The organism is Arcobacter sp. (assembly GCF_050300555.1).
GTDB lineage: Bacteria > Campylobacterota > Campylobacteria > Campylobacterales > Arcobacteraceae > Arcobacter.
Map to the genome: position 1 here is coordinate 69,974 of NZ_JBNKXY010000005.1, position 23,695 is coordinate 93,668.

General features: G+C 27.5%; 32 protein-coding genes. 23 read left to right on the forward strand and 9 right to left on the reverse strand.

Features of this window, described 5'->3' with window-relative positions:
• Positions 1-43: 43 nt before the first annotated feature.
• Genes ACQY5W_RS05050 through ACQY5W_RS05060 form a run of 3 tightly spaced genes read left to right on the forward strand, consistent with a single transcriptional unit; the run spans position 44 to position 2,385 of the window.
• The gene (locus tag ACQY5W_RS05050; protein ID WP_428023860.1) at positions 44-544 is read left to right on the forward strand and encodes a YajQ family cyclic di-GMP-binding protein; all 501 of its coding nucleotides are present in this window, start codon (positions 44-46) and stop codon (positions 542-544) included.
• 16 nt (positions 545-560) lie between these two features.
• Complete coding sequence (locus tag ACQY5W_RS05055; RefSeq protein ID WP_428023861.1) at positions 561-1,226, forward strand: response regulator transcription factor; 666 nt, start codon at positions 561-563, stop codon at positions 1,224-1,226.
• A complete protein-coding gene (locus ACQY5W_RS05060; RefSeq protein WP_428023862.1) occupies positions 1,213-2,385 on the forward strand; it encodes a sensor histidine kinase in 1,173 nt (390 codons plus the stop codon). Before ACQY5W_RS05055 ends, ACQY5W_RS05060 begins: the two co-directional genes overlap by 14 nt.
• Positions 2,386-2,391: 6 nt before the next feature.
• On the opposite strand, the gene ACQY5W_RS05065 is transcribed toward ACQY5W_RS05060, so the two are convergent.
• Positions 2,392-2,985 (reverse strand): hypothetical protein, encoded by a 594-nt coding sequence (locus ACQY5W_RS05065; protein WP_428023863.1) that lies wholly within the window; start codon positions 2,983-2,985, stop codon positions 2,392-2,394.
• Positions 2,986-3,084: 99 nt separating this feature from the next.
• On the opposite strand from ACQY5W_RS05065, the gene ACQY5W_RS05070 reads away from it, so the two are divergent.
• Positions 3,085-3,660, forward strand: a complete 576-nt coding sequence (locus ACQY5W_RS05070) for an NUDIX domain-containing protein (protein ID WP_428023864.1) — start codon at positions 3,085-3,087, stop codon at positions 3,658-3,660.
• Between the two features lie 70 nt (positions 3,661-3,730).
• Here ACQY5W_RS05070 and ACQY5W_RS05075 read toward each other — a convergent pair whose 3' ends face one another.
• Positions 3,731-3,973: a hypothetical protein gene (locus tag ACQY5W_RS05075; RefSeq protein ID WP_428023865.1), complete on the reverse strand. Its 243-nt coding sequence runs from the start codon at positions 3,971-3,973 to the stop codon at positions 3,731-3,733.
• A gap of 265 nt (positions 3,974-4,238) precedes the next feature.
• On the opposite strand from ACQY5W_RS05075, the gene ACQY5W_RS05080 reads away from it, so the two are divergent.
• Genes ACQY5W_RS05080 through ACQY5W_RS05095 form a run of 4 tightly spaced genes read left to right on the forward strand, consistent with a single transcriptional unit; the run spans position 4,239 to position 6,574 of the window.
• Positions 4,239-4,664, forward strand: coding sequence for a hypothetical protein (locus tag ACQY5W_RS05080; RefSeq protein ID WP_428023866.1), 426 nt, complete (start codon positions 4,239-4,241; stop codon positions 4,662-4,664).
• Positions 4,661-4,912 (forward strand): hypothetical protein, encoded by a 252-nt coding sequence (locus tag ACQY5W_RS05085; RefSeq protein ID WP_428023867.1) that lies wholly within the window; start codon positions 4,661-4,663, stop codon positions 4,910-4,912. The genes ACQY5W_RS05080 and ACQY5W_RS05085 overlap by 4 nt, the downstream gene beginning before the upstream one ends.
• A complete protein-coding gene (locus tag ACQY5W_RS05090; protein WP_428023868.1) occupies positions 4,909-5,553 on the forward strand; it encodes a response regulator transcription factor in 645 nt (214 codons plus the stop codon). Before ACQY5W_RS05085 ends, ACQY5W_RS05090 begins: the two co-directional genes overlap by 4 nt.
• Complete coding sequence (locus ACQY5W_RS05095) at positions 5,540-6,574, forward strand: sensor histidine kinase (RefSeq protein WP_428023869.1); 1,035 nt, start codon at positions 5,540-5,542, stop codon at positions 6,572-6,574. The genes ACQY5W_RS05090 and ACQY5W_RS05095 overlap by 14 nt, the downstream gene beginning before the upstream one ends.
• Positions 6,575-6,609: 35 nt before the next feature.
• On the opposite strand, the gene ACQY5W_RS05100 is transcribed toward ACQY5W_RS05095, so the two are convergent.
• Both ACQY5W_RS05100 and ACQY5W_RS05105 read right to left on the reverse strand, forming a co-directional pair.
• On the reverse strand, positions 6,610-6,849 hold the full coding sequence (locus ACQY5W_RS05100) for a hypothetical protein (protein ID WP_428023870.1): 240 nt from the start codon (positions 6,847-6,849) through the stop codon (positions 6,610-6,612).
• A 61-nt stretch (positions 6,850-6,910) separates the two neighbouring features.
• Positions 6,911-7,888: a phospholipase A gene (locus ACQY5W_RS05105; RefSeq protein ID WP_428023871.1), complete on the reverse strand. Its 978-nt coding sequence runs from the start codon at positions 7,886-7,888 to the stop codon at positions 6,911-6,913.
• A 100-nt stretch (positions 7,889-7,988) separates the two neighbouring features.
• Between ACQY5W_RS05105 and rpe the strand changes: the two genes are divergently transcribed.
• The 9 genes from rpe to ACQY5W_RS05150 all read left to right on the forward strand — a co-directional run bounded on the left by rpe (position 7,989) and on the right by ACQY5W_RS05150 (position 15,518).
• Positions 7,989-8,630, forward strand: a complete 642-nt coding sequence (gene rpe / locus ACQY5W_RS05110) for a ribulose-phosphate 3-epimerase (protein ID WP_428023872.1) — start codon at positions 7,989-7,991, stop codon at positions 8,628-8,630.
• 1 nt (position 8,631) lies between these two features.
• Positions 8,632-9,222 carry a phosphoribosylanthranilate isomerase gene (locus ACQY5W_RS05115; RefSeq protein ID WP_428023873.1) on the forward strand — a complete coding sequence of 197 codons (591 nt, stop codon included), beginning with the start codon at positions 8,632-8,634 and terminating at the stop codon, positions 9,220-9,222.
• Positions 9,212-10,033, forward strand: coding sequence for a 3'-5' exonuclease (locus ACQY5W_RS05120; RefSeq protein ID WP_428023874.1), 822 nt, complete (start codon positions 9,212-9,214; stop codon positions 10,031-10,033). Before ACQY5W_RS05115 ends, ACQY5W_RS05120 begins: the two co-directional genes overlap by 11 nt.
• Positions 10,033-10,575 carry an HD domain-containing protein gene (locus ACQY5W_RS05125; protein WP_428023875.1) on the forward strand — a complete coding sequence of 181 codons (543 nt, stop codon included), beginning with the start codon at positions 10,033-10,035 and terminating at the stop codon, positions 10,573-10,575. The genes ACQY5W_RS05120 and ACQY5W_RS05125 overlap by 1 nt, the downstream gene beginning before the upstream one ends.
• A 490-nt stretch (positions 10,576-11,065) precedes the next feature.
• On the forward strand, positions 11,066-12,790 hold the full coding sequence (locus tag ACQY5W_RS05130; RefSeq protein WP_428023876.1) for an OmpA family protein: 1,725 nt from the start codon (positions 11,066-11,068) through the stop codon (positions 12,788-12,790).
• The gene (locus ACQY5W_RS05135) at positions 12,778-13,743 is read left to right on the forward strand and encodes a hypothetical protein (RefSeq protein ID WP_428023877.1); all 966 of its coding nucleotides are present in this window, start codon (positions 12,778-12,780) and stop codon (positions 13,741-13,743) included. Before ACQY5W_RS05130 ends, ACQY5W_RS05135 begins: the two co-directional genes overlap by 13 nt.
• The gene (locus tag ACQY5W_RS05140) at positions 13,730-14,572 is read left to right on the forward strand and encodes a hypothetical protein (RefSeq protein WP_428023878.1); all 843 of its coding nucleotides are present in this window, start codon (positions 13,730-13,732) and stop codon (positions 14,570-14,572) included. The genes ACQY5W_RS05135 and ACQY5W_RS05140 overlap by 14 nt, the downstream gene beginning before the upstream one ends.
• An 89-nt stretch (positions 14,573-14,661) precedes the next feature.
• A complete protein-coding gene (locus ACQY5W_RS05145) occupies positions 14,662-14,991 on the forward strand; it encodes a winged helix-turn-helix domain-containing protein (RefSeq protein ID WP_428023879.1) in 330 nt (109 codons plus the stop codon).
• Positions 14,988-15,518 (forward strand): hypothetical protein, encoded by a 531-nt coding sequence (locus tag ACQY5W_RS05150; protein ID WP_428023880.1) that lies wholly within the window; start codon positions 14,988-14,990, stop codon positions 15,516-15,518. Before ACQY5W_RS05145 ends, ACQY5W_RS05150 begins: the two co-directional genes overlap by 4 nt.
• A gap of 40 nt (positions 15,519-15,558) precedes the next feature.
• On the opposite strand, the gene ACQY5W_RS05155 is transcribed toward ACQY5W_RS05150, so the two are convergent.
• From ACQY5W_RS05155 to ACQY5W_RS05170, 4 genes are read right to left on the reverse strand one after another with little or no spacing between them, the layout of a single operon-like run.
• Positions 15,559-16,116: a 2-oxoacid:acceptor oxidoreductase family protein gene (locus ACQY5W_RS05155; protein WP_428023881.1), complete on the reverse strand. Its 558-nt coding sequence runs from the start codon at positions 16,114-16,116 to the stop codon at positions 15,559-15,561.
• A 9-nt stretch (positions 16,117-16,125) separates the two neighbouring features.
• Positions 16,126-16,959: a 2-oxoglutarate ferredoxin oxidoreductase subunit beta gene (locus ACQY5W_RS05160; RefSeq protein WP_428023882.1), complete on the reverse strand. Its 834-nt coding sequence runs from the start codon at positions 16,957-16,959 to the stop codon at positions 16,126-16,128.
• Position 16,960: 1 nt separating this feature from the next.
• Complete coding sequence (locus tag ACQY5W_RS05165; RefSeq protein ID WP_428023883.1) at positions 16,961-18,091, reverse strand: 2-oxoglutarate synthase subunit alpha; 1,131 nt, start codon at positions 18,089-18,091, stop codon at positions 16,961-16,963.
• A gap of 1 nt (position 18,092) precedes the next feature.
• A complete protein-coding gene (locus ACQY5W_RS05170; RefSeq protein ID WP_428023884.1) occupies positions 18,093-18,407 on the reverse strand; it encodes a 4Fe-4S dicluster domain-containing protein in 315 nt (104 codons plus the stop codon).
• A gap of 154 nt (positions 18,408-18,561) precedes the next feature.
• Here ACQY5W_RS05170 and ACQY5W_RS05175 point away from each other — a divergent pair, with 154 nt between their 5' ends.
• The 6 genes from ACQY5W_RS05175 (at position 18,562) to ACQY5W_RS05200 (ending at position 22,996) form a co-directional block, all read left to right on the forward strand.
• The gene (locus ACQY5W_RS05175; RefSeq protein ID WP_428023885.1) at positions 18,562-19,272 is read left to right on the forward strand and encodes a tRNA1(Val) (adenine(37)-N6)-methyltransferase; all 711 of its coding nucleotides are present in this window, start codon (positions 18,562-18,564) and stop codon (positions 19,270-19,272) included.
• Positions 19,269-19,652 (forward strand): YkgJ family cysteine cluster protein, encoded by a 384-nt coding sequence (locus ACQY5W_RS05180; RefSeq protein WP_428023886.1) that lies wholly within the window; start codon positions 19,269-19,271, stop codon positions 19,650-19,652. The genes ACQY5W_RS05175 and ACQY5W_RS05180 overlap by 4 nt, the downstream gene beginning before the upstream one ends.
• The gene (locus tag ACQY5W_RS05185; RefSeq protein ID WP_428023887.1) at positions 19,628-20,881 is read left to right on the forward strand and encodes a hypothetical protein; all 1,254 of its coding nucleotides are present in this window, start codon (positions 19,628-19,630) and stop codon (positions 20,879-20,881) included. The genes ACQY5W_RS05180 and ACQY5W_RS05185 overlap by 25 nt, the downstream gene beginning before the upstream one ends.
• Positions 20,878-21,669, forward strand: coding sequence for an indole-3-glycerol phosphate synthase TrpC (gene trpC / locus ACQY5W_RS05190; protein ID WP_428023888.1), 792 nt, complete (start codon positions 20,878-20,880; stop codon positions 21,667-21,669). The genes ACQY5W_RS05185 and trpC overlap by 4 nt, the downstream gene beginning before the upstream one ends.
• A gap of 1 nt (position 21,670) precedes the next feature.
• A complete protein-coding gene (locus ACQY5W_RS05195; protein ID WP_428023889.1) occupies positions 21,671-22,378 on the forward strand; it encodes a ZIP family metal transporter in 708 nt (235 codons plus the stop codon).
• Between the two features lie 81 nt (positions 22,379-22,459).
• A complete protein-coding gene (locus tag ACQY5W_RS05200) occupies positions 22,460-22,996 on the forward strand; it encodes a hypothetical protein (RefSeq protein WP_428023890.1) in 537 nt (178 codons plus the stop codon).
• A 15-nt stretch (positions 22,997-23,011) separates the two neighbouring features.
• Here the strand turns inward: ACQY5W_RS05200 and ACQY5W_RS05205 are convergent, their stop codons facing one another.
• Entirely contained in the window at positions 23,012-23,692 is a 681-nt protein-coding gene (locus ACQY5W_RS05205; RefSeq protein ID WP_428023891.1) for a YggS family pyridoxal phosphate-dependent enzyme, read from the reverse strand.
• Positions 23,693-23,695: the final 3 nt, after the last annotated feature.

The window sequence follows — 23,695 nt, forward strand, 5'->3', positions numbered from 1 at the left end:
TTTTATATAATGTATTAGTTAATTATTATAAATAGGAGAGAATATGGCAGTAAAAGAACATAGTTTTGATATATCAGCAAAACTTGATATGCAAGAGATGAAAAATGCAGTAATTCAAGCACAAAAAGAGATTGAAAACAGATATGACTTTAAAGGTTTAAAAGCTGAGATTGATTTTAACCAAGGAGCTAAAACAATTACACTTATTTCTTCAAGTGATAATAAAGTTGATGCTATGTATGATATTTTGATTTCAAAAATGAATAAAAGAGGTTTATCTATAAATTCACTTGATGAAGCTAAAAAAGAGGATAGTTCAGGTGGAAATAGAAAATATATTTATGCTGTTGTTGATTCAATAAAACAAGATGAAGCAAAACAAATTCAAATAGAGATAAAGAATTTAAAACTAAAAGTAAAAGCTGTAAATCAAGGTGATGAGATAAGAGTTACTGGAAAAAATATTGATGATTTACAAACTATAATGAAACATTTAAAATCACTTGATTTAAAATCACCACTTGTGTTTGACAATTTTAAATAATATATAAAGGAAAAGCATGAAGGTTTTACTTTTAGAAGATGATAATGCTTTAAGTGATATCTTAAATGATTATTTAAATCATAAGGGATATGAAGTAACTTTATGCACAAAGGGTGAAGATGCTTTGGAACATCTGATAGATGATGTTTATGATTTTGCAATATTAGATGTAAATACACCAACAATGTCTGGTCTTGATGTTTTAAAGCAATTAAGAAATGACTATAAAAGTCAAACACCAATTATTGTAATAACTGCTTACCAAGATACCAAACATCTAAAGTCAGCATTTGAACTTGGAAGTGATGATTATATTAAAAAACCTTTTGATTTAGAAGAGTTAGAACAACGAATAAATAGACTTTGTAGATATTTTTCTTTGGGAACGTCAAATGAGATAAAAATAGATAACAATATCTCTTTTATTCCCCAAGAGAGTATTGTTTTTAAAGATGATAAAAAAATACATTTAGCTCAAAAAGAAAGAGATATTTTAAAGTATTTTGTTAATCATTCAAATAGAGTAATTTCATCGGATGAATTATTGCAAAATATTTGGCAATATGATGAACAACCAACTGATGCTACAATCAGAGTTTATATTAAAAATCTTAGAGAAATTTTAGGAAAAGATAAAATAGAAACCATACGAGGTATAGGATACAAATTTGAACAAAAATGAAAAAAAGGCACTATATAGTTTTCTTTTTATTTATATAGGCTCAACTGTATTGATGCTTTTTATTTTATTATTATCCTATTATCAAAAAGAGATTGATATGGTTGACCGTCAATGTTCAATCGAAATGAGAAGTGCTGCCAATATGTTAAAAGCTGCAATTTTAAATGCAGAAATGGAACATAAAAAATTTATACCAAAAGATTTAGAAAATAAAAACTTGCGATATGGTCTTTTTGATAAAAATGGTAATGTACTTTATTCAAAACTTGAAAATAGTGAAATAGATTTGAATGATGAGGCTTCACATAATTCAACACACTCTTTTCATGTGGCAAAACTTGAAGACCAACACCATGATAAAATCAAAATTAAATATATAGTTTTGGAGACAAATCAAGTAATTAGCGAAATCCAAAAACTAAGAATTTATATAGTAGTTATTTTATTGTTAAGTACAGTTTTTGTAGGATTTATAGGCTATTTACTTGCTAAGTTATTATTAAAACCTGTTCGTGAAAAAGTTGAACAAATGGATAAATTTATAAAAGATTCTGCCCATGAACTTAATACTCCAATTGCAGTATTAATGACCTCTGCTTCAACGTTGAAACAAGGTCGTAATGTGGAAAAAATGTTGAAGTATATTGTAAGTAGTGCAAAACAAATATCCCAATTATATAACGACATGCACTACAGTGCCTTTAGTAAAGAAGATGTTTTTTTAGATGTGGATATAGATTTTTGTGAATTGATTAATGAAAGTGTTGATTTTTTCCAAGATATAGCTGTTACAAAGTCTATAAAGATAGATTGTGAACTTGAAGAATGTGTTATTTTTATGGATAGAACAAAAACTCAAAAAATAGTAAATAATCTTATTTCAAATGCAATAAAATATTCAAACAAAGATTCAAAAATAATTGTTAAATTAAAAGATGGAACTTTTAGTGTGGAAGACTTTGGAATAGGAATAGATGAAAAAGACCAAAAAGATATATTTAAAAGATATAAAAGAGGTCAAAATTTTGAAGGTGGTTTTGGAATTGGTTTAGATATTGTAAATGAGGTTTGTAAGCAATATAATTTAAAACTAGGTTTAAAATCAGTAGTAAATGAAGGCTCTATTTTTTCTGTTGATTTTAAATCAGTTTTAAAATAAATTATTTTATAAAAAATCCATCTCTAATTCAAGAGTAGAATCTGATTTTTCATGTAAACTTGATTTTACATAATTTTTACCGTTTGCTAGTTCCCCTTGAATGGTCTGCATTATATGCCAAAATCTTTCATTAAAAGGGGTACTTATATCTCTAATTTTGTGCTCTTTTATCATATCTGATATTATTTCTATTATGTGCATATAATAGATTTTATTAATAGCTCTTTGAATTCTATATTCGTGCATGATTTTTAGATTATTTTTAAAAGCACTTAGTTCTAACTCATTTAATAATGGATGTGAAGTTGCTATTTTTTCAATCTCTTCATTTAAATATATTTTATATGAATTAATCTCTTTTTCAATGGTAGATTTTAATTCTGGTTTATATTTTATAATTGTATCTTCAATCTCTTGGTCACTCAATTTTATAAATTCTGCATCATATTTATAAATTCTACCTTTTATGTATTCGTGATTTAGGGCATGCAAAACTTCTATAGCATTTTGTATATAGACATATTTGTCATCTTTCCCATCTTTAAAACTTACACCATGTTCTGAAATTATTGGTTTAGGACCTACGTATTTTAGTTTCATTTTTAACCTTAAGTATTTCAAATATCTTTTATATTCTACTATATGTTTACTTTTTTTAAATAGTTTTTGTATAGAATAAAAAAATTAAAAGGCTATTTTATGAATAATATAATTAAAAATTTTAAAACATCTATTTTAGAAGAGACTAAATTTGTACACCCAGTAAAAATAACTTATAATCAAAATGGTATAGACAAATCATGGGAAGCAGTAAAAAGCTTTGATTCTGTAGCTGTTTTACTCTACAATGAAGATAAAAACGCGTTTTTAATAGTAAAACAGTTTAGACCACCTGTTTATTTAAATGATAATTCAAACTTATGTACATATGAACTTTGTGCTGGAATAATTGATAAGGATAAATCTTTGGAAATTATTGTAAAAGAAGAGATTGATGAAGAGTGTGGCTATGATGTACCTTTAGAAAACATAGAAAAAATAACTTCATTTTATACAAATGTTGGGGTAAGTGGAGCAAAACAATATTTATATTATGCAAAGATTAATGATAGTATGAAAAGTCATAATGGTGGTGGAATCCATGATGAACAAATTGAGACAATGTATTTACCTATTGCAGAGTATAAAGATTTTATTTACGATGAAGAAAAAGCGAAAACACCGGGGTTGATGTTTTCGTTTATGTGGTTTATGGAAAATAAGATATCTAATTGAAAGTCTTAGAAAATATAAATTAACCAGCTATTTCTAATAGCTAGGTAATTTGTATATAAATATTTGAACATTATTTTTCAAGTACTTTTGATAGTTGAAGTTTATTACTTACAATTTCTTGAGCTGCTGGTAGATCTTTTTTATCTAAGCTTGAAAGTTCTTTATCTAACTCTTTTAATAATTCTCCTCTAGTTTCTAAATTTTCTGTGTTGTTAATTTTATTTACTAATAAGCTAATATCATTAACTCCAGCTGCGAATAAACTCATTGTTCCAATAAATCCTAACATTATTATTTTTTTACCTAATTTCATTTTTGTTCTCCTTATTTTTAAATGTTTGGAAGTATATATATAAAGTGTAAGTTATGTATTAGTTCAAATTTTTAGTTTTTTAGATTATTTTATATGGAGATTTTATGTTGATGTTTAATATATATTCCATTATAATTATGGCCTTTGAGAGTAGAATTTATGAAGAATTTACTCTATAATAATTAGCAAATTTTTTCTCATGTTATCTATTAAAATAATAGATAAAAAATAAATTATTAAGAACAGAGTTTTTTAAAGGGTATAGATGTTTAGGTTGGTACAAATTTGTTTTATACTAATGTTTTCAATATTTTTTATTGGATGTAGTTTAATTGATATTAAACAAATTATTATTGATACAAAAGATAAAAATCTTGTTAATGAAGATACAAAAAATAATTGTAATAAATATATTAAAAGCATGAACTATGCAGCACAATATATTGAAAAAGAGTTTGAAGATGCTTACTTTGTAAAAAAAGATATATTAGGAGCTAAAGCACAACTTTTTTTAATAGAAAACAATTCACCAACTCTTTTTGCAAAAAATATCAATGCGGCAAATGATTCATATAATACAAACTATGAGTTAGCTAAAAAAAATAGTTGTGATATAAGTGGGTTTAAAACTGCACCTTTTGTAAAATTAAAAGAGAGTATAAAAAGTTTTGAAAATAAGGATAAAAAATGAAGTTTTATGTAGTTTTTATTCTTTCTTTTTTTATTACAAATATGTTTGCACAAACAAAAGAAGTAGATAATTTATTAGAAAAAGTTAATCAAGCCTCAACACCCCAAGAAAAAAAACAATTAATTGAAAAGATAAAAAAAGAGCTTGCACAAAAAAATATAAAAGCAAGGGAAGAAGCTGATGCAATAATAAAAGCAAAAGAAAAAATGCCCAAAAAACTTTTTGATGAAAAAGTCTTAGAAAAATGAATAAAAAATTAAAAATCTTACTTCTTGAAGATGATACTATTTTAGCACAAACTATGGTGCAAATTTTAGAACAGGAAAATTATGATGTAACCTTAGTGGGTGATGGGGAAGAGGTTATGGAATATACTTATGAAAATAAATATGATCTTTATTTATTTGATGTAAATGTTCCCCTTCTTGATGGTATGGAAACATTAAGGCTTTTACGGGAAGCTGAAGATACTACACCTACATTTTTTATTACGGCAAAAATTGATATAAAATCTACCCTAAAAGGTTTTGATTATGGTTGTGATGATTATATTAAAAAACCTTTTGAAATAGATGAATTATTAGCACGTATTCAAGCTACTCTAAAACGAAGAAATCCTGTTATAAAGTACGGTAATATCACTTTTGATTTATTGGAGAGTAGAGTACTAAAAGATGATGTTGAAGTCTCTCTTGGAAGTGTGGAGAAAGAGATTTTTTCACTACTTATAAGAAATATTGGTATGACTGTAAACAAATCTACTTTTTTTGACTATATGAATAAACCAAGTGAACCAGCTCTTCGTGTTTTAATTAGTAAATTAAAAAAAGTTTTAGATGTCAATATTAGCAACATAAAAGGCATAGGGTATAAACTTGAAAAACTATGAAAAAAAGTCGCTTTTTACGACTATTTCACTTTTTTTTATACCACTTTTAATACTTGCTAGTGTTGTTTTGTATATGTATCATGGGGATAAAGTTAAAGATATAGAACAAAATATTTTATATCAAATGAAAGATTATACTTTTGATTTCAAAGGTGATACTTTTACTTTAGATATTGTACAAGATGATAAACAAAAAAAGCTATTTAAAATATATCATTGTGAAGAGGGACTTTGTGCCTATTTTCAAATACCAACAACAGGACCATATCTTCTAAAGGTGATTTATGACAAAAAGAAGTATGAGAAAGTTTATCATGAATTTTTATATGATATTTTTAAATTTTCCATTGTAATTTTCTTTTTTCTACTTTTTATTTCTGTTGGTTTTGCCATTTACTCTTTGCGACCTATGAAAGAAGCACTTCGACTTTTAGAAGACTTTTTAAAAGATTTAATTCATGATTTAAATACTCCAGCTACTTCTATATTATTAAATTCAAAACTTCTAAGAAGACGTGGAGATTTTGAGGAAATTGAACGTATAGAATTAAGTGCAAAAGCTATCTCTTCTTTGTATAAAAATCTAGAATTAATTACTCCAAATCAAATATCAAAAGATGAAGAAATCTCTCTTTTAGAACTAATTGATGGGAAAATTGAACTTTTACAGAAGTTATATCCAAAGATTTTATTTACTAAAAATATGCAAGATGTAACAATTAAAAGCAATAAAAATGCAGTTGATAGAATAATTGATAATTTATTAACAAATGCTTGTAAATATAATAAAAAAAATGGGCAAGTAATAATAAGTACCAACAATAAGAAACTTATTATAGAAGATACAGGACTTGGTATAAAAAATATAAAAAAAGTATTTCAAAGATATTATAAAGAGAATGATACAGGACTTGGTATTGGTATGAGTATTGTAAAACAGCTTTGTGATATTTTAGATATAAATATTAGTATAAGTAGTATTGTTGATAAAGGTACAAAGGTAGAACTTACGTTTAATTGAATACAAATCATCCTTTTACGGATGATTTATATTACTTAAATAAATTTAAATATTTTTAGATTGTTATTAATAATTTGCTGAGCGTTGATAAGATCTTCTTGTCCCATAGATGAAAGCTTTGCATCAAGCTTTTTCAATAATAGACTTCTTTCATTTAAAGTGGTAGCATTATTTATTTTATGTACTAAAGAAGTAATATCATATTTTATTTCTGAAGCAAATAATCCCGCTGTGCTTAAAATTGTAAAAATTGCTATTTTTTTACATAACTTCATTGTCACTCCTTTTTTAAAAGATGTGAAAGTATATATTTAAAGTGTTAGTTAAGTATAAGTTTTATCTTGATAGTGAAATTCCAAAGCTTATTCTATTTATTTCTTTATTATAGTCGATTAAACTATCTCCATATCCATTTGATAATTGAACATATCCAAAAGTATTTTTTGAATTAAAGAAAGGAAAAGTCCAGTTTAATTCAGTAAAACCTCTATTGTTCCCATCAAACCTTAAATTATTTCTCATTAATAATTTAAAAGTATGTGTTTTATATGGTAAATAAAATGTTAAATCTCCATATCCTAAATAATCTTGTAAATCAGGATTGTCATCATTCTCTCCATCTGGAATTCTATACCAAATTCTTGGAGTAATGAAGAGATTTGATATTTGAAAATAGCTTTGTGCATATAATCTATTCCAAGATCTTGATTTTGGATTATCTTGTCCATTTGATTCATGTAAAAAACCAAATTTAAGAGCTTTTAAAGAAGTTTTGTCTTTTTTCCCATAAGGAATAATAACAAAAACTTCAGGCTGATAGTTTGTCTCTCTAAAAGGTGAAGAGTTAGTATATAATTGCCACCATGAGGTTTGAGTATATCCAAAATTTATACTCTCTTTTAATCCAAACAAATTATAAGCGATGGGCTTTTTAACACTTAATTGAAATTTTGTTTCAACTCTTTTTCTTCCATCATTTATTTTTGACGAATATGAAAATGGTAAAAGATAGTTTTCATAATAAGGATAAAGATTAAATGATGATGCAAGCATTTGAGAAATAGATTCTTTTGTCTCTTTATCTTCGATTGTATCTAATATTTTTGTTGTTTCTTTTATCTCTTTTTCTTTATCTTCATCTATAAAAAGTTTTTTTTCTTTATTCTCTAGATTTGCTATTTTTTTATATAAAAGCATGGCCTCTTTATAATTTTGTTCATCTTCAAACTTTTTAGCTTGCTTATATAATTCATTGATATTTTCATCAGCTAAAATAAGAGTAGATAAAAAAATAAGTAGCAAAAGTTGCTTCATTTACACATGCCTTAAATAAATTGTTACAATATTATCATAATAAGTAAAATAAAACTATAAAATGATATAATCGCCACAATATAAAGAAAAAGGTATTTTTATGTTAGTTGCTCCTTCAATACTATCAGCTGATTTTGGAAAGTTAAATGAAGAGATTACGGCAATCTGTGATGGTGGTTGTGATTTAATTCATGTGGATGTTATGGATGGTCATTTTGTTCCAAATATGACAATAGGTCCAGTTGTTGTAACTCCTGTAGCAAAAATTGCTACAAAACCCCTAGATGTACATTTGATGGTAGAAAACAATACATTTTTTGTAGATTTATTTGCTCCATTAAAGCCAGAATATATTTCATTTCATATTGAAAGTGAAAAACATCCACATAGACTTATCCAAAAAATTAGAGACTATGGTATAAAACCAGCTATCGTATTAAATCCACACTCAACACCAGAGTCAATAGAGTATTTATTGGAAGATTTAGATATGGTATTACTTATGTCTGTAAACCCTGGATTTGGTGGACAAAAGTTTATTACAAGTGTTGTTGAAAAAAGTAAAAAATTAAAAGAACTTATAAATAAAAGAAATCCAAACTGTCTTATAGAAGTAGATGGTGGAGTAAATGATAAAAATATCCAGACCCTTAAAGAAGCTGGTGTTGATGTTGTTGTTGCTGGGTCTTATGTTTTTTCTCAAGATGACTACTCAAAAGCTATAAAATCTCTTCAGGTGTAAAATGAAAGTAAAGATTTGTGGTATTACAAACCTTGAAGATGCACTAGATGCTATAAATGCTGGAGCAGATGCTTTAGGTTTTGTATTTTATGAACCAAGTCCTAGGTATATAAGACCAATTGATGCTAAAAAAATAGTTGAGAAACTTCCCCCTTTTGTGCAAACAGTAGGACTTTTTGTAAATGAATCATCAAAACATATCAATGATATATGTAAAGTTGCACATATGCAATTGGCACAAATAATTGATGATGAAGATACCACAGAGTTTGATAATCTTGAAGTAAAATATGTAAAAGTAGAAAGAATAGCTTCTAAAGAAGATTTGGAAGATTTAGAAGATAATTTTAAGTTAGTAGATGCTTTTGTTCCAGGTTTTGGAGGTGAGGGCAAACGAATTGCACTTGATTGGTTTGAAGAAATAAACTGCTCAAAAATTATACTTGCTGGTGGATTAAAGGCAGAAAATTTAAAAGAGCTAAAAGGGTTTGGCTTTTATGGTGTTGATGTCAGTAGTGGAGTTGAACAAAGCAAAGGCAAAAAAGACAAACAAAAAATGATTGACTTTATAAAAACTGCCCATGAAATCTAAGAAACAAATTGTACCTTCTAATAGTGATATAATCGTATCAAAAATAAAAAAAGGGCTAAATAGTTTAGATGAACTTCTTAGTTTAATTGAATCGCTCAATAATACTTTTTTTGCTGATGCTTCTTTAGAGTTAGAACTTCTTCTTTCCAATGGTCTACCTTTGGAAATAGTTGAAGATAAAGTATTTTTAAAAACCAATGTTTATTCTTTATCTGAGCAAGTTTTTTGTATAGTTGATATTGAAACAAATGGAAGTAATGTAAATAAAGGTCAAGTGATAGAAATAGGAGCAGTTAAGCTTAAAAATGGTGAGATAATAGATAGTTATGAATCATTAGTTTATGCAAAAGAAGTGCCTCCTTATATTCAAGAGGTGACAAATATAACACCTGAGATGTTAAAAGATGCACCAGTTTTAAAAACAGTTCTTGAAGAGTTTAAAATATTTTTAGAAGATGATGTTTTTGTGGCACATGATATTAAGTTTGATTATAGATTTATTTCTGAATCTTTTAAAAAGTACAATCTAGGAGAACTACAAAATAGAAAGCTTTGTACTATTGATTTAGCAAAAAGAACAATAGAAGCACAAAGATATGGATTAGATTTTTTAAAAGATTTATTACATATAGATATTGATACACAACATAGAGCCTATAGTGATGCTTTAAGTACTACTTTTATACTTAAAGAGTCTATTTCTAAATTGCCTAAAGAAATAGTTACAGCTGAAGATTTAATAGCTTTTTCAAAATCTGATAATGTGATAAATAATAAGAATAACCAAAAGAAAAAAGAGAAGGAAGAGTAATGTTTTCACAAGAAAAATACTTAAAAGCACTAAATTATGCAGCACGAGTACATGATGAACAAAAAACACCGCAGGGTTTACCATACCTTACTCATCTTACATCAGTAGCAATGGAGATGATTCATGCCTGCGAAGAGGGAAATGTAAAACTTGAAGATGCAGATTTTGCAATTACTGTTGCACTTTTACATGATGTTTTAGAAGATACAGATGTAACTATTGGTGAACTTATAGAAGAGTTTGGAGAAGAGGTTGCAAGTGGAGTTGAAGCCTTATCAAAAGACCCAACTATAGAGTCAAAAAAACAACAAATGGCAGATAGTATAAACAGACTTTTAACTCAAAACTATGCAGTTCAATCAGTAAAATTAGCAGATAGAATCTCAAACTTACAAAAGCCACCACAAGATTGGGATAATGAAAAAATATATAACTATTTTCAAGAATCAAAATTTATATTGAGTTGTTTGAAAAATGCGAATCCGTTTTTGTCAAAGAGATTAGAAGACAAAATTAACAATTACAGAATATACATAAAGTAAAAACTCAGCTTTTTGCCCAACTCTGCGTTCGACTGCAATATTAATTGCAGTCACTTACTATTGTAAGCTCCTTTATTAATATTTTGTCTGCCTTGATTTGAACAAAATCTGAGTTTTATGTGATATTTGTAATAATTTTTTAATGAATAAATTTTATCCATAATTTATGAAAGCTTCAACAAAGCATTATCTTATAGATAGTATTTTTAAAACTATTTTCAAAAGCTACGGATTATTTTGTATTGATTAAATCTTCCTACTGGAATGCCCCCAAAAAAAGCTATATATGAATTCTTTTGTATTTATAGGTAATTATTGCCGTTTAATTAAGTAATTTGGTTTGAATTATTAGATTATTTAATATTAAAATAATACTTTTTAGTAATTATTATATAAATATTAACAAAAAAGTTAATAAAATAGTGATTTTATTGATATTTTTAAAATTATTTAAATATAATTAATTAATTTAAGAATAAAAAGGGGTTGTATGAAGAAGAAACTTGTAACTTCGACTCTGTGTGCTTCAATACTTTTTTCAGGTTGTTCAACAACTGAATTTCAAAATAGTGTAAACCAAAATATCGGTAAAATTGGTGGAACAACTGCTGGTGCAGGAGTAGGAGCTGTTATTGGTAAACAAGTAGGTGGCAAGAATGGAATGATTATCGGTGCATTACTTGGTGGTGCTGTTGGATATTTAATTGGTTCTGAAATTGATGAAAGAAGAGCTGCTATTGAAAAGATTGCTAAAGAAGAAAATATTCCTGTATATTTTGAAGATGTAAAATCAGAAAATGGCAAAAAAATAGGACAAGTGTTTATTGCAGAAGATAAATATCAATTTAATACGGCATCTTATATCTTAAATCCTAAAGCAAAAGATTATTTTATTAAAATAGCTCAACAATATTCAAAATCAGGACAAAAAGTATTAATTATTGGACATACAGATGATAGAGGTTCTGATTCATATAACTATAATTTATCTGAAAAAAGAGCAAAAGCTGTTGCAAAAATATTTAATGATGCAGGTGTGAAAGGTGAGAATATCTATTTTTATGGTTTAGGTGAATCAAAACCTATTGCTACAAACACTACAACCATTGGACAAGGTAAAAATAGAAGAGTTGAAATTGTTGAAGCTCCTACAGAAGAAGATATTGCAAAATATGCTTATGCAAAGCCTACAAACAATACTTTACTTAATAAAGAAAAAATTGGTAATGCAAATAAAGAAGCTCTTAAAAAAGCTAAAGAATTGGCTAATAATAAGCCTAAAATTAAAGATTCATCTGAAATCGCAACTGCAAATCTTCCTATAGCTCAAAAAAGTTTAAAATCAAATAGTGGAGAGCAAGATAATTCATCTCCTATGATAGCTAATAGTAATGGAAATGATTCTGGGATTTCTGCAAATGCTAGAGAAAAAGGCAGTTCTGATTCTTCTACTCCTCTTGCTTTAACTACTAATTTTAAAGGTAATGAGCTTTATGCAATTGGGAATGGTGTTTCTGATAATAAAGGACAATGTAGAGAAAATGATTTCTTATACTATGCAAAAGATAAAAAAGATTTAATAACTTTATCTGGTGGTGAAAAGTTCAAGCAGGGTAAAGTTGATGATTCTTTTGAAAAGGTAGTTGGTATGCCATTAAAGGATACAAATTTCTCAATTATTACAAAAGCTTATGCAGGTACAAATGATAAATTTTATTCAAGTTGCTTAGAAGATTCATTTAAAGAAAAAGGTACTGTTAAAAATTTTGAAACAGGGCGTGAAATATTAATAGAAAAAGTAGTAACACAAATACCTTGGTTAGATGGAACTCAATGGTATGGAGATTTAGGTGACAGTATTGTTTCTTTATCTCCTATTAGTGTATCAGTAAATAATGTTGAGCCTATTACTTGTCCTAATTTAAATTTTATAAAAAAAGGTAATGATAATCCAACTCTTAGTATGTCAACTAAAGTTGTAACAAAACAAGGAGATAAGGGATTTATTTATAGGGTATATCCTACTATAAAAAATAGTAATAGTAATTTTGAATGTATGGATGTTGCTTTTGCTGACCAAAAGAATGAAGTGGCTCATACAAATGTATATTATTCTAAAAATGGTGATTTTTATAAAAAAGAACTTGATTTAACTCTTTTAAGAGCAAATAAAGATACAGATGATAAAAAAGGACTTTTCTCATGGTTGAAATGATAGATTTAGTATATGATAAAACAGGTGTAGAATTAGTTTATTGGATTTTACTTTTATCTGTATTGATAGTAGTAGCAATTGTTTTTAATTTTATTAAAAATAAAAAAGTATTAGGATTAATTGATAAAAATTTATATGAGAAAAGTAGAAATTATTTAGAAAAAGTTGAAGAGTATAAACGTAAACCGATGCCTTTATTTATTCTAATTGTTTTAATTTTTGCTGTCGTGATAGAAGCAATGGGATTTGCATATATCTTTAGTGATTATTTATTGAACGATGCAAGTAATTCTGACTTGAGAGTTGCTGGTGTATTAGGTGCGATATTAATTGCAAGTATTTTAGTTCCTCTTACTCACGTTACTGGGGAACAAATATATTATAATAAAAAGATGGACACTTTAGAAAGTTATTTTGATAGCAAAAAAGATGTTGAATTTGATTCTATTCCTCATTTAAGAATTGATAATACTAATGAAGATGATAATATAAAAAGTAGAGCAATAGCGATTTATTCAAGAACTGAACCTGAGATAAAAAAAGGTAAATTTATTAGAAAAAGATATTTACCAATTTTTACAGCTTTATTGATTCTTGTAATTGCTGTTGGGGCTTATAAAGTTAGGGAAGAAACTTATTTAACTAAAGAAAAAAGAGAATCACAAGCTTTTGAGAATCAAGCTAAAGCAACTTTCAATAAAGATACTAAATCTTTACCATCATTTTTAATTGATACTTCAAAAGATAATGCAGATGTTCAAAATAGAGGAATAATTGAATCAAAAAGACGTTCAAATTTAATTACATATGTAATTTTAATGTTTATGTTTTTAGGTATTCAAGTTATTGGTATTTTTTCAGGTATGAATTGGGGATTTATTGGAAAAGAAAGTAAATTAGCATATCTTAATTGTAAGAATTATAAGAAAGGTAATAGTAATGAGAAGAAATAGAATTATTATTGGATTAATATTTATGCTTATGTCGATTACATTTGCTAGTGCAAGTCCTGAAAGTTGTAGGGAATCTCTTGGAGTTGATACTAAGTATTTTAAAAATGATTTTTATAATACCGAAGTTTATTTATTAATTGACAAATCAACATATTTTAGTCAAAAAGATAAAAAGACTGTTTTGGAAAAAATAACTCCTTTTATAAAACAAAATACTAAAATAAATGTTTATAGTTTTACTGAGTATGGTAAGAATTCAAAGAATGAAAACTTTGGAAGTTTTTACATCTATTCAGACCTTACAAGTAGTGAAGAAGATGATATAAGTAGAAGTAAAGTAAATAAATTAAAACATTGTTTAAAAGAAGCAAAAGCTTTTGCTTATGAGGGTATCAAAAATGGTTTAGAAAAAGGTACAAGAAAAAAAGAAGATAATGTTTTAAAATCTGAAATTCTTAGAAATTTGAAGATATATAGTAAAAATAATATCAGATATTCAAAGGCAAAAAGAAAAGTTGTTATTTTAATGTCTGATATGTTAGAAAATTCGAAACATATTTCATTTTATAAAAATGGTATAGTGAAACTTTTAGATATAAACAAAGAGCTTGCGTTTGTTAAAAAGCAAAATTTGTTAAGTGCCTTTAATGATTCAGAAGTTTATGTGTATGGTTTGGGTTCGATTGAAGTTAATAGCTCTAAAGAGGATAGTAGAGACTCTGATATTTTAGACAACTTAGCTGATTTTTGGGATGAATATTTTGTATCATCTGGTGCTAAGCCTAGAGGTTTAAGGTCTTATAACATGGATTATAGCTTGGAGTATTGATTTTATTTACATAATTTTCCTATTGACAAAATAAATTTATTAACATATAATATATGTTATGTAAACTATTATATAGGTTAAGGAATAGTATGTTAGAAGCAATATTTGGAAGTAAATGTAGAGAGCAAGTATTACAATTTATTTTAGCTAACGAATCAGGTTATGCAACTCAAATAAAAGAGTTTTATAAGATTGGCTTAGACCCTGTCCAAAAGCAACTTGAAAGATTAGAGTTTGGTGGGGTGTTAGTTAGTCAAAAAGTGGGGAAAACTGTTGTTTATAGTTTTAATCCTAGATATGCTTTTATAGAAGAACTTACAAACTTACTTTTAAAAGCTAGGGAGTTTTATAAACCTGAATTAAAAGAGTCTTTAATAATGATAAGAAAAAGACCTCGAAGACTAGGTAAACCACTATGATTGATATAAAAAATATGTCTATGCTTGAATTGGCAAGTTATATTTGTACAAAACTAGAAGAAAAGAATATTGAAGTGGTTCTATCAGGTGGTTCTTGTGTAGAAATTTATAGTAGAGGTGATTATACTTCTTATGATATAGATTTGATAAATAGATACAATGATACTTTTTATAAAATAAAAGCTGTGATGGAAGAGTTGGGTTTTAAGGAAGAGGGTAAATATTTTATATATGAAGGAACTCCTTTTTTTATTGAATTTCCATCTGGACCACTTGGAGTTGGAGATACACCAGTAGAAAAAATTGAACAAATAGCAACAAGATATGGAACTTTGAAACTTCTAAATGCAACGGATTGTATCAAAGATAGATTGGCTGCATATTATCATTGGAAAGACGAACAAAGTTTATCTCAAGCTATTTGGGTAGCACAAAAAAATGAAATTGATTTAAAAGAGATTGAAAAATGGTCTAAAAAAGAGAAATCAATGGATAAGTTTAAAATATTTCAAGAAGCTATAAAATAAAAATGTAGTATGTTAGATAAGTATCTAACATACTAACTAATCAGCCAGACACTTTTCTAGCATACTCCAAACCTAAATCAAAGGCTTTGTTGTTTATCTCATGTACTTTTGCTGGTACTTTTGAAAGCATTGTTTGTCGTAAGATATCGTTATTTACACTTTCTCCTGTCATGTAGTTTGCAATAGCTAAGGCTAGGACTGATTGGGTGATTACATTTCCTACTTCTTCTTTTGCTATTGTGATGATTGGGATTTCGTAGATTTTCCATCTTTTTTTATCTTCTTCAGTGGGTTTTACTAGGTTTGGCTCTATGACTATTACTCCACCATCTTTTACACCATTTTTAAATTGATCGTATGAAACTTGGGCAACTGATAACATAAAGTCTATTTCTCCATCATTTGCGTATGGATATAGGATTTCTTTGTCATCTAGTGTGATATCAACAACAGTAGCTCCACCTCTTACTTGTGAGGTATATGTGGCTGTTTTTAGTCCATATCCTCCAGCATTGATTTTAGCTGCTGCAAAGATTGCACCTGCAAGTAAAACTCCTTGACCTCCAACACCTGTAAATCTCATCAATATTTTACTCATATTAGTTCCTTATAATTCTACAGCTGTTTTATTTTGTTGAGCTGTTTTAACTTTTTCGTATAGGTCTGTATATTCAGCAGCAGTTTCATCTTGTTTTAATATTCCAGTTGGGAATTTTCCAACTTTTTCTTCATCACTTAGTTTTTCAAATTTATTTTTAGGAACAGTGATTTCATCTATCCAATCAAGATTTGCCATAGCAGAGTTCATTTTGTTTTTTCTTCCTAAGTTTATATGACAATTTGAAAAAATATCAAAGAAACTATATCCCTTATGACTTAAACCACTTTTTAGTAGTCTTTCCATTTTTTTAGGTTCATTTACACTCTCTCTTCCAACAAATGAAGCCCCAGCTGCTATTGCTAAATTACATGGATCAAAAGTAGGGTCTATATTTCCTCTTTTCATAGTAACTGTCCACATTCCTTGGGGAGTTGTTGGAGAAGTTTGTGAATTTGTAAGACCATAGATGAAGTTATTTACAACTATGTGATTTATGTCTATATTTCTTCTACATCCATGAATTGTATGATTTCCACCAATAGCTAAGCCATCTCCATCTCCTGTTACACATATTACATGTTTGTCTGGATTTGCCATTTTGATACCTGTGGCATAAGCTATTGCTCTACCATGTGTTGTATGTACAGTATTACAATTTATATATGAAGAAAATCTTCCTGAACAACCAATTCCTGATACTACACAAACATCATTCATATCCCAACCAAGTTCATCTATTGCTCTAATTAAGGCTTTTAAAATAACACCATCTCCACAACCCCAACACCATAAAGTTGGCATTTTATTTATTCGTAAATATTTATCATAATTAAAAGCCATCTTACATTCCTTTGATTTTTTTGATTATTTCAATTGGAGCTATTGGTCTTCCATTTGCTTTAAATAAAGTTTCAAAATCCAATCTTTGACTTGCTCTTTGTATTTCTTGGATATATTGTCCAAGGTTTAGTTCACAAACTAAAACTTTCTCAAATCTATCACATAACTCTTTGATTTTAAAAGCAGGACTTGGCCATAGTGTTATTGGTCTAAATAATCCTACTTTTATACCTTCTTCTCTTAATCTATTGATAGCTTCTTTTGCAGAAAGTGAAAGTGATCCATAAGCTATAATCATAATATCAGCATCATCTAACATATACTCTTCATATGATTCTATTTCATCAATATGAGCATTTACTTTATTAAATAGTCTTTCAATTAAATTTTCACACATAGTTTCATCTTCTGTTGGATGCCCATTAAAATCATGGTGAAGCCCAGTGTAGTGATATTTGTATCCTTTAAACATAGGATTTAAAACTGCTGGTTGGTCAGAAGGAACATTATATGGTTCATAATCTTCTGGATTACCATCAAAGGTTTTTCTAGGAACAATACCTTTTTTTACTTCTTCTAAAGTAGGAAGAATCGCTTTTCCACTCATATGACCTATGGTTTCATCAAGTAGTACAAAAACGGGTTGCATAAATCTATCTGCCAAATTAAATGCTCGAACAGTTTCAGTATAGCATTCAGTTAAATTCCCAGCACATAAAGTAATAGAGTTATAATCCCCATGGGTAGGATTCTTAGCTTGTAAAATATCTCCTTGTGCCACACGTGTAGGAAGTCCAGTTGAAGGACCACCCCTCATAACATTTACTATTACAAGAGGAACTTCAGCTATAAATCCAAGTCCAATATTTTCAGCTTTTAAAGAGATACCAGGGCCACTTGTAGCTGTTAATGCTCTTTTTCCACTCATTGCAGCACCTAAAGCTGCACAAACTCCTGCTATCTCATCTTCCATTTGTATTGCTGCACCACCTGAAGCTGGAAGTAAATCAGATATTACGTGCATAACTTCACTAGATGGAGTAATTGGATATCCTGAAAAAAACTCACATCCTGCATCAACAGATGCAATTGCTGCTAATTCATTTCCAGTTGTTATTAGTTCTCTTGGCATATTAATCCTTGATTCTATAGTTATTTTCTTTTAGTATTCTTGCTCGTTGTTTTGCTTCTTCAGTTAGTTTTGAGAATTGAAATTCATCTTTACTTGCAACACTTATAGCAAAATCAGGACAGGCAAGTTCACAATCATAACACCCAATACAAGACTCTTTTGATAAAATTTTAACCTTAGAACCAAGAGTTGAAGTTGAATCATAAGTCATAGCTAGAACACCTGCTGGACATACTGAGGCACAAATATCACAGGCTTTGCATCGTTTGGCATCTATCCAAACTGGAGTATTAGGTGGAGTTTCCATCGAAGTCATTTTATCTCCTTGTATTTTTATTAAATAAAAATATTAAATTATATTTTAAAATGGTATCTAATGTAGGCTAAATTTTTATATAAATAAAAATAGTAGTTTCAAAGCATTATTAGTGAGTTTTTTGTACAATATAAAAAAATTAAAAAGGCTATATTTGCTTCTATACCAACCCCAAGATGGATATTGTTACAATAGTGATACTCACTTTTTACACCACTTCATTAATACAAATCTAAAAAATTTTAAAAATATAAAAGGTGAATTATTAGATATAGGCAGTGGTAGTGGTATTTTAGGACTTTTAGTTGCAAGGGATAATCCAAGATTAACCTTAAATCAATGTGAATTGCAAGAGAAGTTTCAAGAACTAACAAAAATAAATTCTAAGAACAATAAGATTGATTCAACAATTTATAAAGGAAAATACCAAGAAATAAACTTTGATAAGAGTTTTGATATTTGTGTTTCAAATCCTCCCTTTTATCACAGCAACGTTATAAAAAGTGAAAATGAAAATATAAAAATTGCTAGATATAATGACTCTATGCCTTTAGTTGATTTTATTTCAAAAACTTCAAAAGTGTTAAATCAAAATGGTAAGTTCTTTTTCTGTTATGATGTTAAGCAGTTAAATGATATTATGTATCTTTTAAATGAATATAAATTAAATATTGAATCGATGCAATTTGTGCATCCAAAGCTTGGTAAAGATGCTACTTTAGTTTTAGTTTATGCAAGAAAAAATTCAAAATCTTTAATGAAAATATTAAGTCCTCTTATTGTTTTTGATAAAGAAGATTTTACAAAAGAGGTACAAGATATTTATAAAGTATCTTCTACACATAGTATAAAAGTTGAAATATGAACGAATTAATAAAACAAGATGGTTTTTCTTATGGTTTTAATCCCAAAGCTTGTGATACTTGTGAGGGTAATTGCTGTATTGGAGAGAGTGGTTATATTTGGATAAGTCAAAGTGAACGTGAAGTTTTAGCAAAATATCTTAATATAGAAGTTGAAGATTTATTACAAAATTATATAAGAAGAGTAGGGTATAACTACTCAATAATAGAGAGAAAATTATCAGAAGATAATTACGCATGTATTTTTTTTGATTTAGAAAAAAAACAGTGTTCTGTTTACGAAGCTAGACCAAAGCAGTGCAGAACTTTCCCTTTTTGGGATTATTTTAAAAATAGAGTAAAAGAGGTAAAACAAGAGTGTCCAGCTATAAAAGATATTTAGTAATTTTTATTTTCATTACTTCTTTATTTGCAAAAGAAGCAAACTTCAACGAAGACTTGTATATCTTATACGCTTTGGAGTATGAAAAACAAGATAAAACAAATGAAGCAAGACTTCTTTACGAAAAATTATTTGAAAATACAGAAAATTATGAATATTTTACAAAATACTTAAGGGCATCACTTGCAACTGGAAATTTCAAAGATATTATAAAAAAAGTTCAAAAGCATCTAGATAAAGATATCCCAGAAAAAGAGTTGATTTTAAGAATTTATTGTGTCTCTTTACTTAATCTAAATGATACAAATAAAGCCTTAGATGTGGCGCAAAAACTTTTAGCAAAATATAAAACTGCGTTGAATTTTGAAGTTTTAGCAAATGTTTATTTTGTAAAAAAAGATTATGAAAAAGCTGCTTCTTATTTTGAAACATCATATTCGATGAGTAATAACTCAAATACACTTTTCAATTTAGTAAATATTTTATATGCTTATTTAAATAAAAAGCCTGAAGCACTAGCTTATCTTGAAACCCATGTTAGACTTTATGGTTGTGATTCAATAGTTTGTTCAAAGTTGGTTTCTATTTATCAAGAGCAAAATAATATTGATGGTATTATTTCTGTTTTAAAAAGATCATATTTTACCTATAAAGATGGTAGAAATGATGATATGGCAAATAAAACATATAAACTTTTGATTACATATATGGAAAAAAAAGATATAAATGAAGCCATAGCTTTTTTAGAAAAAAATAGAATTGATGAAGTCAAATTAGTCAATTTATATAAAAGAGTTAATCAACCATTAAAAGCATTAAAACTTGTAAGAAAGCTTTACAAAGAAGATGGCAATATTGATTTTTTAGCACAAATAGCAATTTTAGAGTTTGAAACAGCAGTTGATAAGAAAAAAGTTTTAGATAATGTTATTAAAAAATTTAATGATGTTTTAACAGTTTTGGATAACCATGTTTATCAAAACTATTTAGGATATCTTTTAATAGATTATGATGTTGATGTTAAAAAGGGTTTAGAGTATGTAGAGAGTGCTTTAGAAAAAGCACCAAATAATATTGCATACATAGACTCTAAAGCTTGGGCTTATTATAAATTGGGAAATTGTAAAGAAGCCTATAAATTCATGAAAAAAGTTGTTGATGAAGTAGGTCTAAGCGAAAGTGAGATTAAACTTCACTGGAATAAAATTAAGGAGTGTAATAAAAAATGATTTTAGATGAGATAAATAGAAGAACTTTAGAAGATGTGGAAAAAAGAAAAAAAGATCTTCCACTTGAACTTTTAGGAAGAAGTTTAAGTTCTAATCCATATGCACCAAGGGATGTAAAACCATACCTTACATCTACTAAAGAAGAACCAATTAGAATCATTGCAGAGGTTAAAAAAGCAAGTCCTAGTAAGGGAGTTATAAAAGAGGATTTTGACCCACTTTTAATTGCTCAAGAGTATTCTAAAAATGGAGCAAATGCGATTTCAGTTTTAACTGAACCTCACTATTTTCAAGGAAATTTAGAGTATCTAACACAAATAAGAAGATATGTTCCAACTCCACTTTTACGAAAAGATTTTATTTTAGATAAATATCAAATCGTTGAAGCATTGGTTTATGGAGCTGATTTTATACTTCTTATAGCAAAAAGTCTTTCTACAAAAGATTTGAAAGAGTTATATGATTATGCTTTACATTTAGGATTGGAAGTTTTAGTTGAAGTACATGATAAAGAAGATTTAACAAAAGCAATGAAATGTGGTGCTCATATTGTAGGTATCAATCACAGAAATTTAGAGACAATGGAAATGGATATGACCCTTTGTGAAAAACTTATACCTATGATTCCAAATGGAAAAATTATTGTTGCTGAAAGTGGAGTAAGTAATACAGAGATAATAAAAAACTTAAGTGAAATAGGAGCAGATGCTTTTTTAATAGGTGAACACTTTATGAGAGTTCCAAGTATTGAAGATGAATTGAAGAAATTCAAAAACTCACTAAACTAAAATGTTTTTTGAAATCATCCTATTTTCAATATTAGCAGGTTCTACTGTTTTTATAGGTGGTTTAACTTCATATTATTTTGAAAATAGGGTAGATAATAAAGAATTAAAAGAGCTTACAGTTCATTATCTTATATCTTTTGCTACTGGTATTATGCTTTCTGCTATTTCTTTTGTATTAGTTCCAGAAGGTATAGTAGAGTTACCTATTTTATTAAGTTGTTTTCTTTTTATTTTAGGTGGAGTCTCTTTTTTCTTTTTTGATAAATTAATAAAAAAGAATAAGTACAAAATACCACAAGTAATAGCTATGCTTTTAGATTTTATTCCTGAATCAATAGCTTTAGGGGCTGTTTTTGTTTATAGTCATAAAACAGGAATTTTGCTATCAATTTTTATTGCACTCCAAAACTTACCAGAATCTTTTAACTCATATATTGAGTTAAAAAGACTTAAACACTCATCTTCAAAAGCACTTCTTATACTATTTGTTTTAAGTTTTGTTGGATTGGCTTTTTCTCTCTTAGGTTATGCTTTTTTAGATGATAAGATAGAAATCACTTCTTCCTTGATGCTTTTTTCTGCTGGTGGGATAATGTATATCATTTTTCAAGATATTGCACCTCTTTTACAGTACAAAAAAAGAAGAATGATTGCATTGGGAGTGAATTTGGGTTTTATAATTGGTATGCTAGGAGAAGCTATTCTATAAGATAATCTTATAATATTTTTAACACTCTTCTTATTAAATATTTAATATACTCTTTTACAAATGACTAAATAAAGGAGTTTCTTGAATAAGATTTTAATATTTATTTTAACTTCAATAATACTATTTTTTTCATATGGAATATATACAAATTTACATAAAAAGAGCATGAAATCGAAAAGAATTGCATGTCAAGAACAAACTATAACTTTTGAGTCCATATATGATATATCTAAAATATCTAAAGGACAAAAGCTTTTTTCTAGTAAAAATTATGTTATTAAATCTGATATTAAGTACTCAATTTTTATGCCAACGGTATTGAAAAAGTTTTATAGTGTAGAAAAAGCTGATACTATTTTAAAAAGTAGTATTCCTGTAAAAGATATAATAAAAACAGACGAAAAGATTGTATTGGATTATTATATTTATGAAAATGATAAAGAGGATAAAAATAAAAAGAGCCCAAAAGCAAAATTATATGCTGGGTATTTACTTTTTGAATTTAAATTAGATGGACAAATTATTTATAAAATACAAACAGATTATATGAAGATAGATGGAAGTGATATAGAAAATAGAATGAAATGTATAATCAAATCATTTTTGACAATAAAATAGAAACTAGGTTTAAGTCTATTTAAATAGACTTGAACCTACTCGAATCATATTTGAACCACACTTTATAGCCAATTCAAAATCTCCACTCATTCCCATTGAACAATATTTTGCACCTAATGGTTGAAGTTCATCAAAGATTTTTTTAGTTGTTTCAAAAGATTTTTTAATAATATCTTCATCTTCAACATGAGCCCCAATACTCATTACCCCTTTTAGATTTATATTTGGACAAGTATTGATTATTTGTTTATATATTTCTACTGCCTCTTCTGGCATAACACCAGCTTTACTATCTTCATAAGCAGAATTTATTTGAAGTAGGGCATTAGCTTTTTTCCCTTTTGCTTCAAGTTTTTTATTTAATTCTTGGGCTAAATCAAAAGAGTCAATAGATTGGATTAAAGTTGGATTCAAATCAATAAGATTATTTATTTTATTTTTTTGAAGTCTTCCTACAAAATGCCACTCTAAAGGTAATTCTTCAAGATTTTCCATTTTTTCTTTTAAATCTTGAACTTTGTTTTCACCATAAGCTCTTTGACCTGCACCATATAAAGTTGCAACTTCTTCAGATTGACTATATTTACTAATTGCAATAATTTTAACAATGTGATGATGAGAAACTTGAAGTCTTGCAGCTTCAACTTTTTCTATTAATCTATCTAAATTTTCTACAGCTAACTCTTTTGTTAACATTTA

What these genes read in the sequence shown, in the direction of transcription:
- ACQY5W_RS05130 (WP_428023876.1), top strand. Translation starts at nt 11,066, where the DNA reads ATGAAGAAGAAACTTGTAACTTCGACTCTGTGTGCTTCAATACTTTTT.
- ACQY5W_RS05160 (WP_428023882.1), bottom strand. Translation starts at nt 16,959, where the DNA reads ATGGCTTTTAATTATGATAAATATTTACGAATAAATAAAATGCCAACT.
- ACQY5W_RS05105 (WP_428023871.1), bottom strand. Translation starts at nt 7,888, where the DNA reads ATGAAGCAACTTTTGCTACTTATTTTTTTATCTACTCTTATTTTAGCT.
- ACQY5W_RS05165 (WP_428023883.1), bottom strand. Translation starts at nt 18,091, where the DNA reads ATGCCAAGAGAACTAATAACAACTGGAAATGAATTAGCAGCAATTGCA.
- ACQY5W_RS05170 (WP_428023884.1), bottom strand. Translation starts at nt 18,407, where the DNA reads ATGACTTCGATGGAAACTCCACCTAATACTCCAGTTTGGATAGATGCC.
- trpC (WP_428023888.1), top strand. Translation starts at nt 20,878, where the DNA reads ATGATTTTAGATGAGATAAATAGAAGAACTTTAGAAGATGTGGAAAAA.
- ACQY5W_RS05075 (WP_428023865.1), bottom strand. Translation starts at nt 3,973, where the DNA reads ATGAAATTAGGTAAAAAAATAATAATGTTAGGATTTATTGGAACAATG.
- ACQY5W_RS05125 (WP_428023875.1), top strand. Translation starts at nt 10,033, where the DNA reads ATGTTTTCACAAGAAAAATACTTAAAAGCACTAAATTATGCAGCACGA.
- ACQY5W_RS05145 (WP_428023879.1), top strand. Translation starts at nt 14,662, where the DNA reads ATGTTAGAAGCAATATTTGGAAGTAAATGTAGAGAGCAAGTATTACAA.
- ACQY5W_RS05115 (WP_428023873.1), top strand. Translation starts at nt 8,632, where the DNA reads ATGAAAGTAAAGATTTGTGGTATTACAAACCTTGAAGATGCACTAGAT.
- ACQY5W_RS05065 (WP_428023863.1), bottom strand. Translation starts at nt 2,985, where the DNA reads ATGAAACTAAAATACGTAGGTCCTAAACCAATAATTTCAGAACATGGT.
- ACQY5W_RS05085 (WP_428023867.1), top strand. Translation starts at nt 4,661, where the DNA reads ATGAAGTTTTATGTAGTTTTTATTCTTTCTTTTTTTATTACAAATATG.
- ACQY5W_RS05120 (WP_428023874.1), top strand. Translation starts at nt 9,212, where the DNA reads ATGAAATCTAAGAAACAAATTGTACCTTCTAATAGTGATATAATCGTA.
- ACQY5W_RS05195 (WP_428023889.1), top strand. Translation starts at nt 21,671, where the DNA reads ATGTTTTTTGAAATCATCCTATTTTCAATATTAGCAGGTTCTACTGTT.
- ACQY5W_RS05080 (WP_428023866.1), top strand. Translation starts at nt 4,239, where the DNA reads ATGTTTAGGTTGGTACAAATTTGTTTTATACTAATGTTTTCAATATTT.
- ACQY5W_RS05055 (WP_428023861.1), top strand. Translation starts at nt 561, where the DNA reads ATGAAGGTTTTACTTTTAGAAGATGATAATGCTTTAAGTGATATCTTA.
- ACQY5W_RS05140 (WP_428023878.1), top strand. Translation starts at nt 13,730, where the DNA reads ATGAGAAGAAATAGAATTATTATTGGATTAATATTTATGCTTATGTCG.
- ACQY5W_RS05100 (WP_428023870.1), bottom strand. Translation starts at nt 6,849, where the DNA reads ATGAAGTTATGTAAAAAAATAGCAATTTTTACAATTTTAAGCACAGCG.
- ACQY5W_RS05180 (WP_428023886.1), top strand. Translation starts at nt 19,269, where the DNA reads ATGAACGAATTAATAAAACAAGATGGTTTTTCTTATGGTTTTAATCCC.
- rpe (WP_428023872.1), top strand. Translation starts at nt 7,989, where the DNA reads ATGTTAGTTGCTCCTTCAATACTATCAGCTGATTTTGGAAAGTTAAAT.
- ACQY5W_RS05150 (WP_428023880.1), top strand. Translation starts at nt 14,988, where the DNA reads ATGATTGATATAAAAAATATGTCTATGCTTGAATTGGCAAGTTATATT.
- ACQY5W_RS05070 (WP_428023864.1), top strand. Translation starts at nt 3,085, where the DNA reads ATGAATAATATAATTAAAAATTTTAAAACATCTATTTTAGAAGAGACT.
- ACQY5W_RS05155 (WP_428023881.1), bottom strand. Translation starts at nt 16,116, where the DNA reads ATGAGTAAAATATTGATGAGATTTACAGGTGTTGGAGGTCAAGGAGTT.
- ACQY5W_RS05050 (WP_428023860.1), top strand. Translation starts at nt 44, where the DNA reads ATGGCAGTAAAAGAACATAGTTTTGATATATCAGCAAAACTTGATATG.
- ACQY5W_RS05205 (WP_428023891.1), bottom strand. Translation starts at nt 23,692, where the DNA reads ATGTTAACAAAAGAGTTAGCTGTAGAAAATTTAGATAGATTAATAGAA.
- ACQY5W_RS05090 (WP_428023868.1), top strand. Translation starts at nt 4,909, where the DNA reads ATGAATAAAAAATTAAAAATCTTACTTCTTGAAGATGATACTATTTTA.
- ACQY5W_RS05135 (WP_428023877.1), top strand. Translation starts at nt 12,778, where the DNA reads ATGGTTGAAATGATAGATTTAGTATATGATAAAACAGGTGTAGAATTA.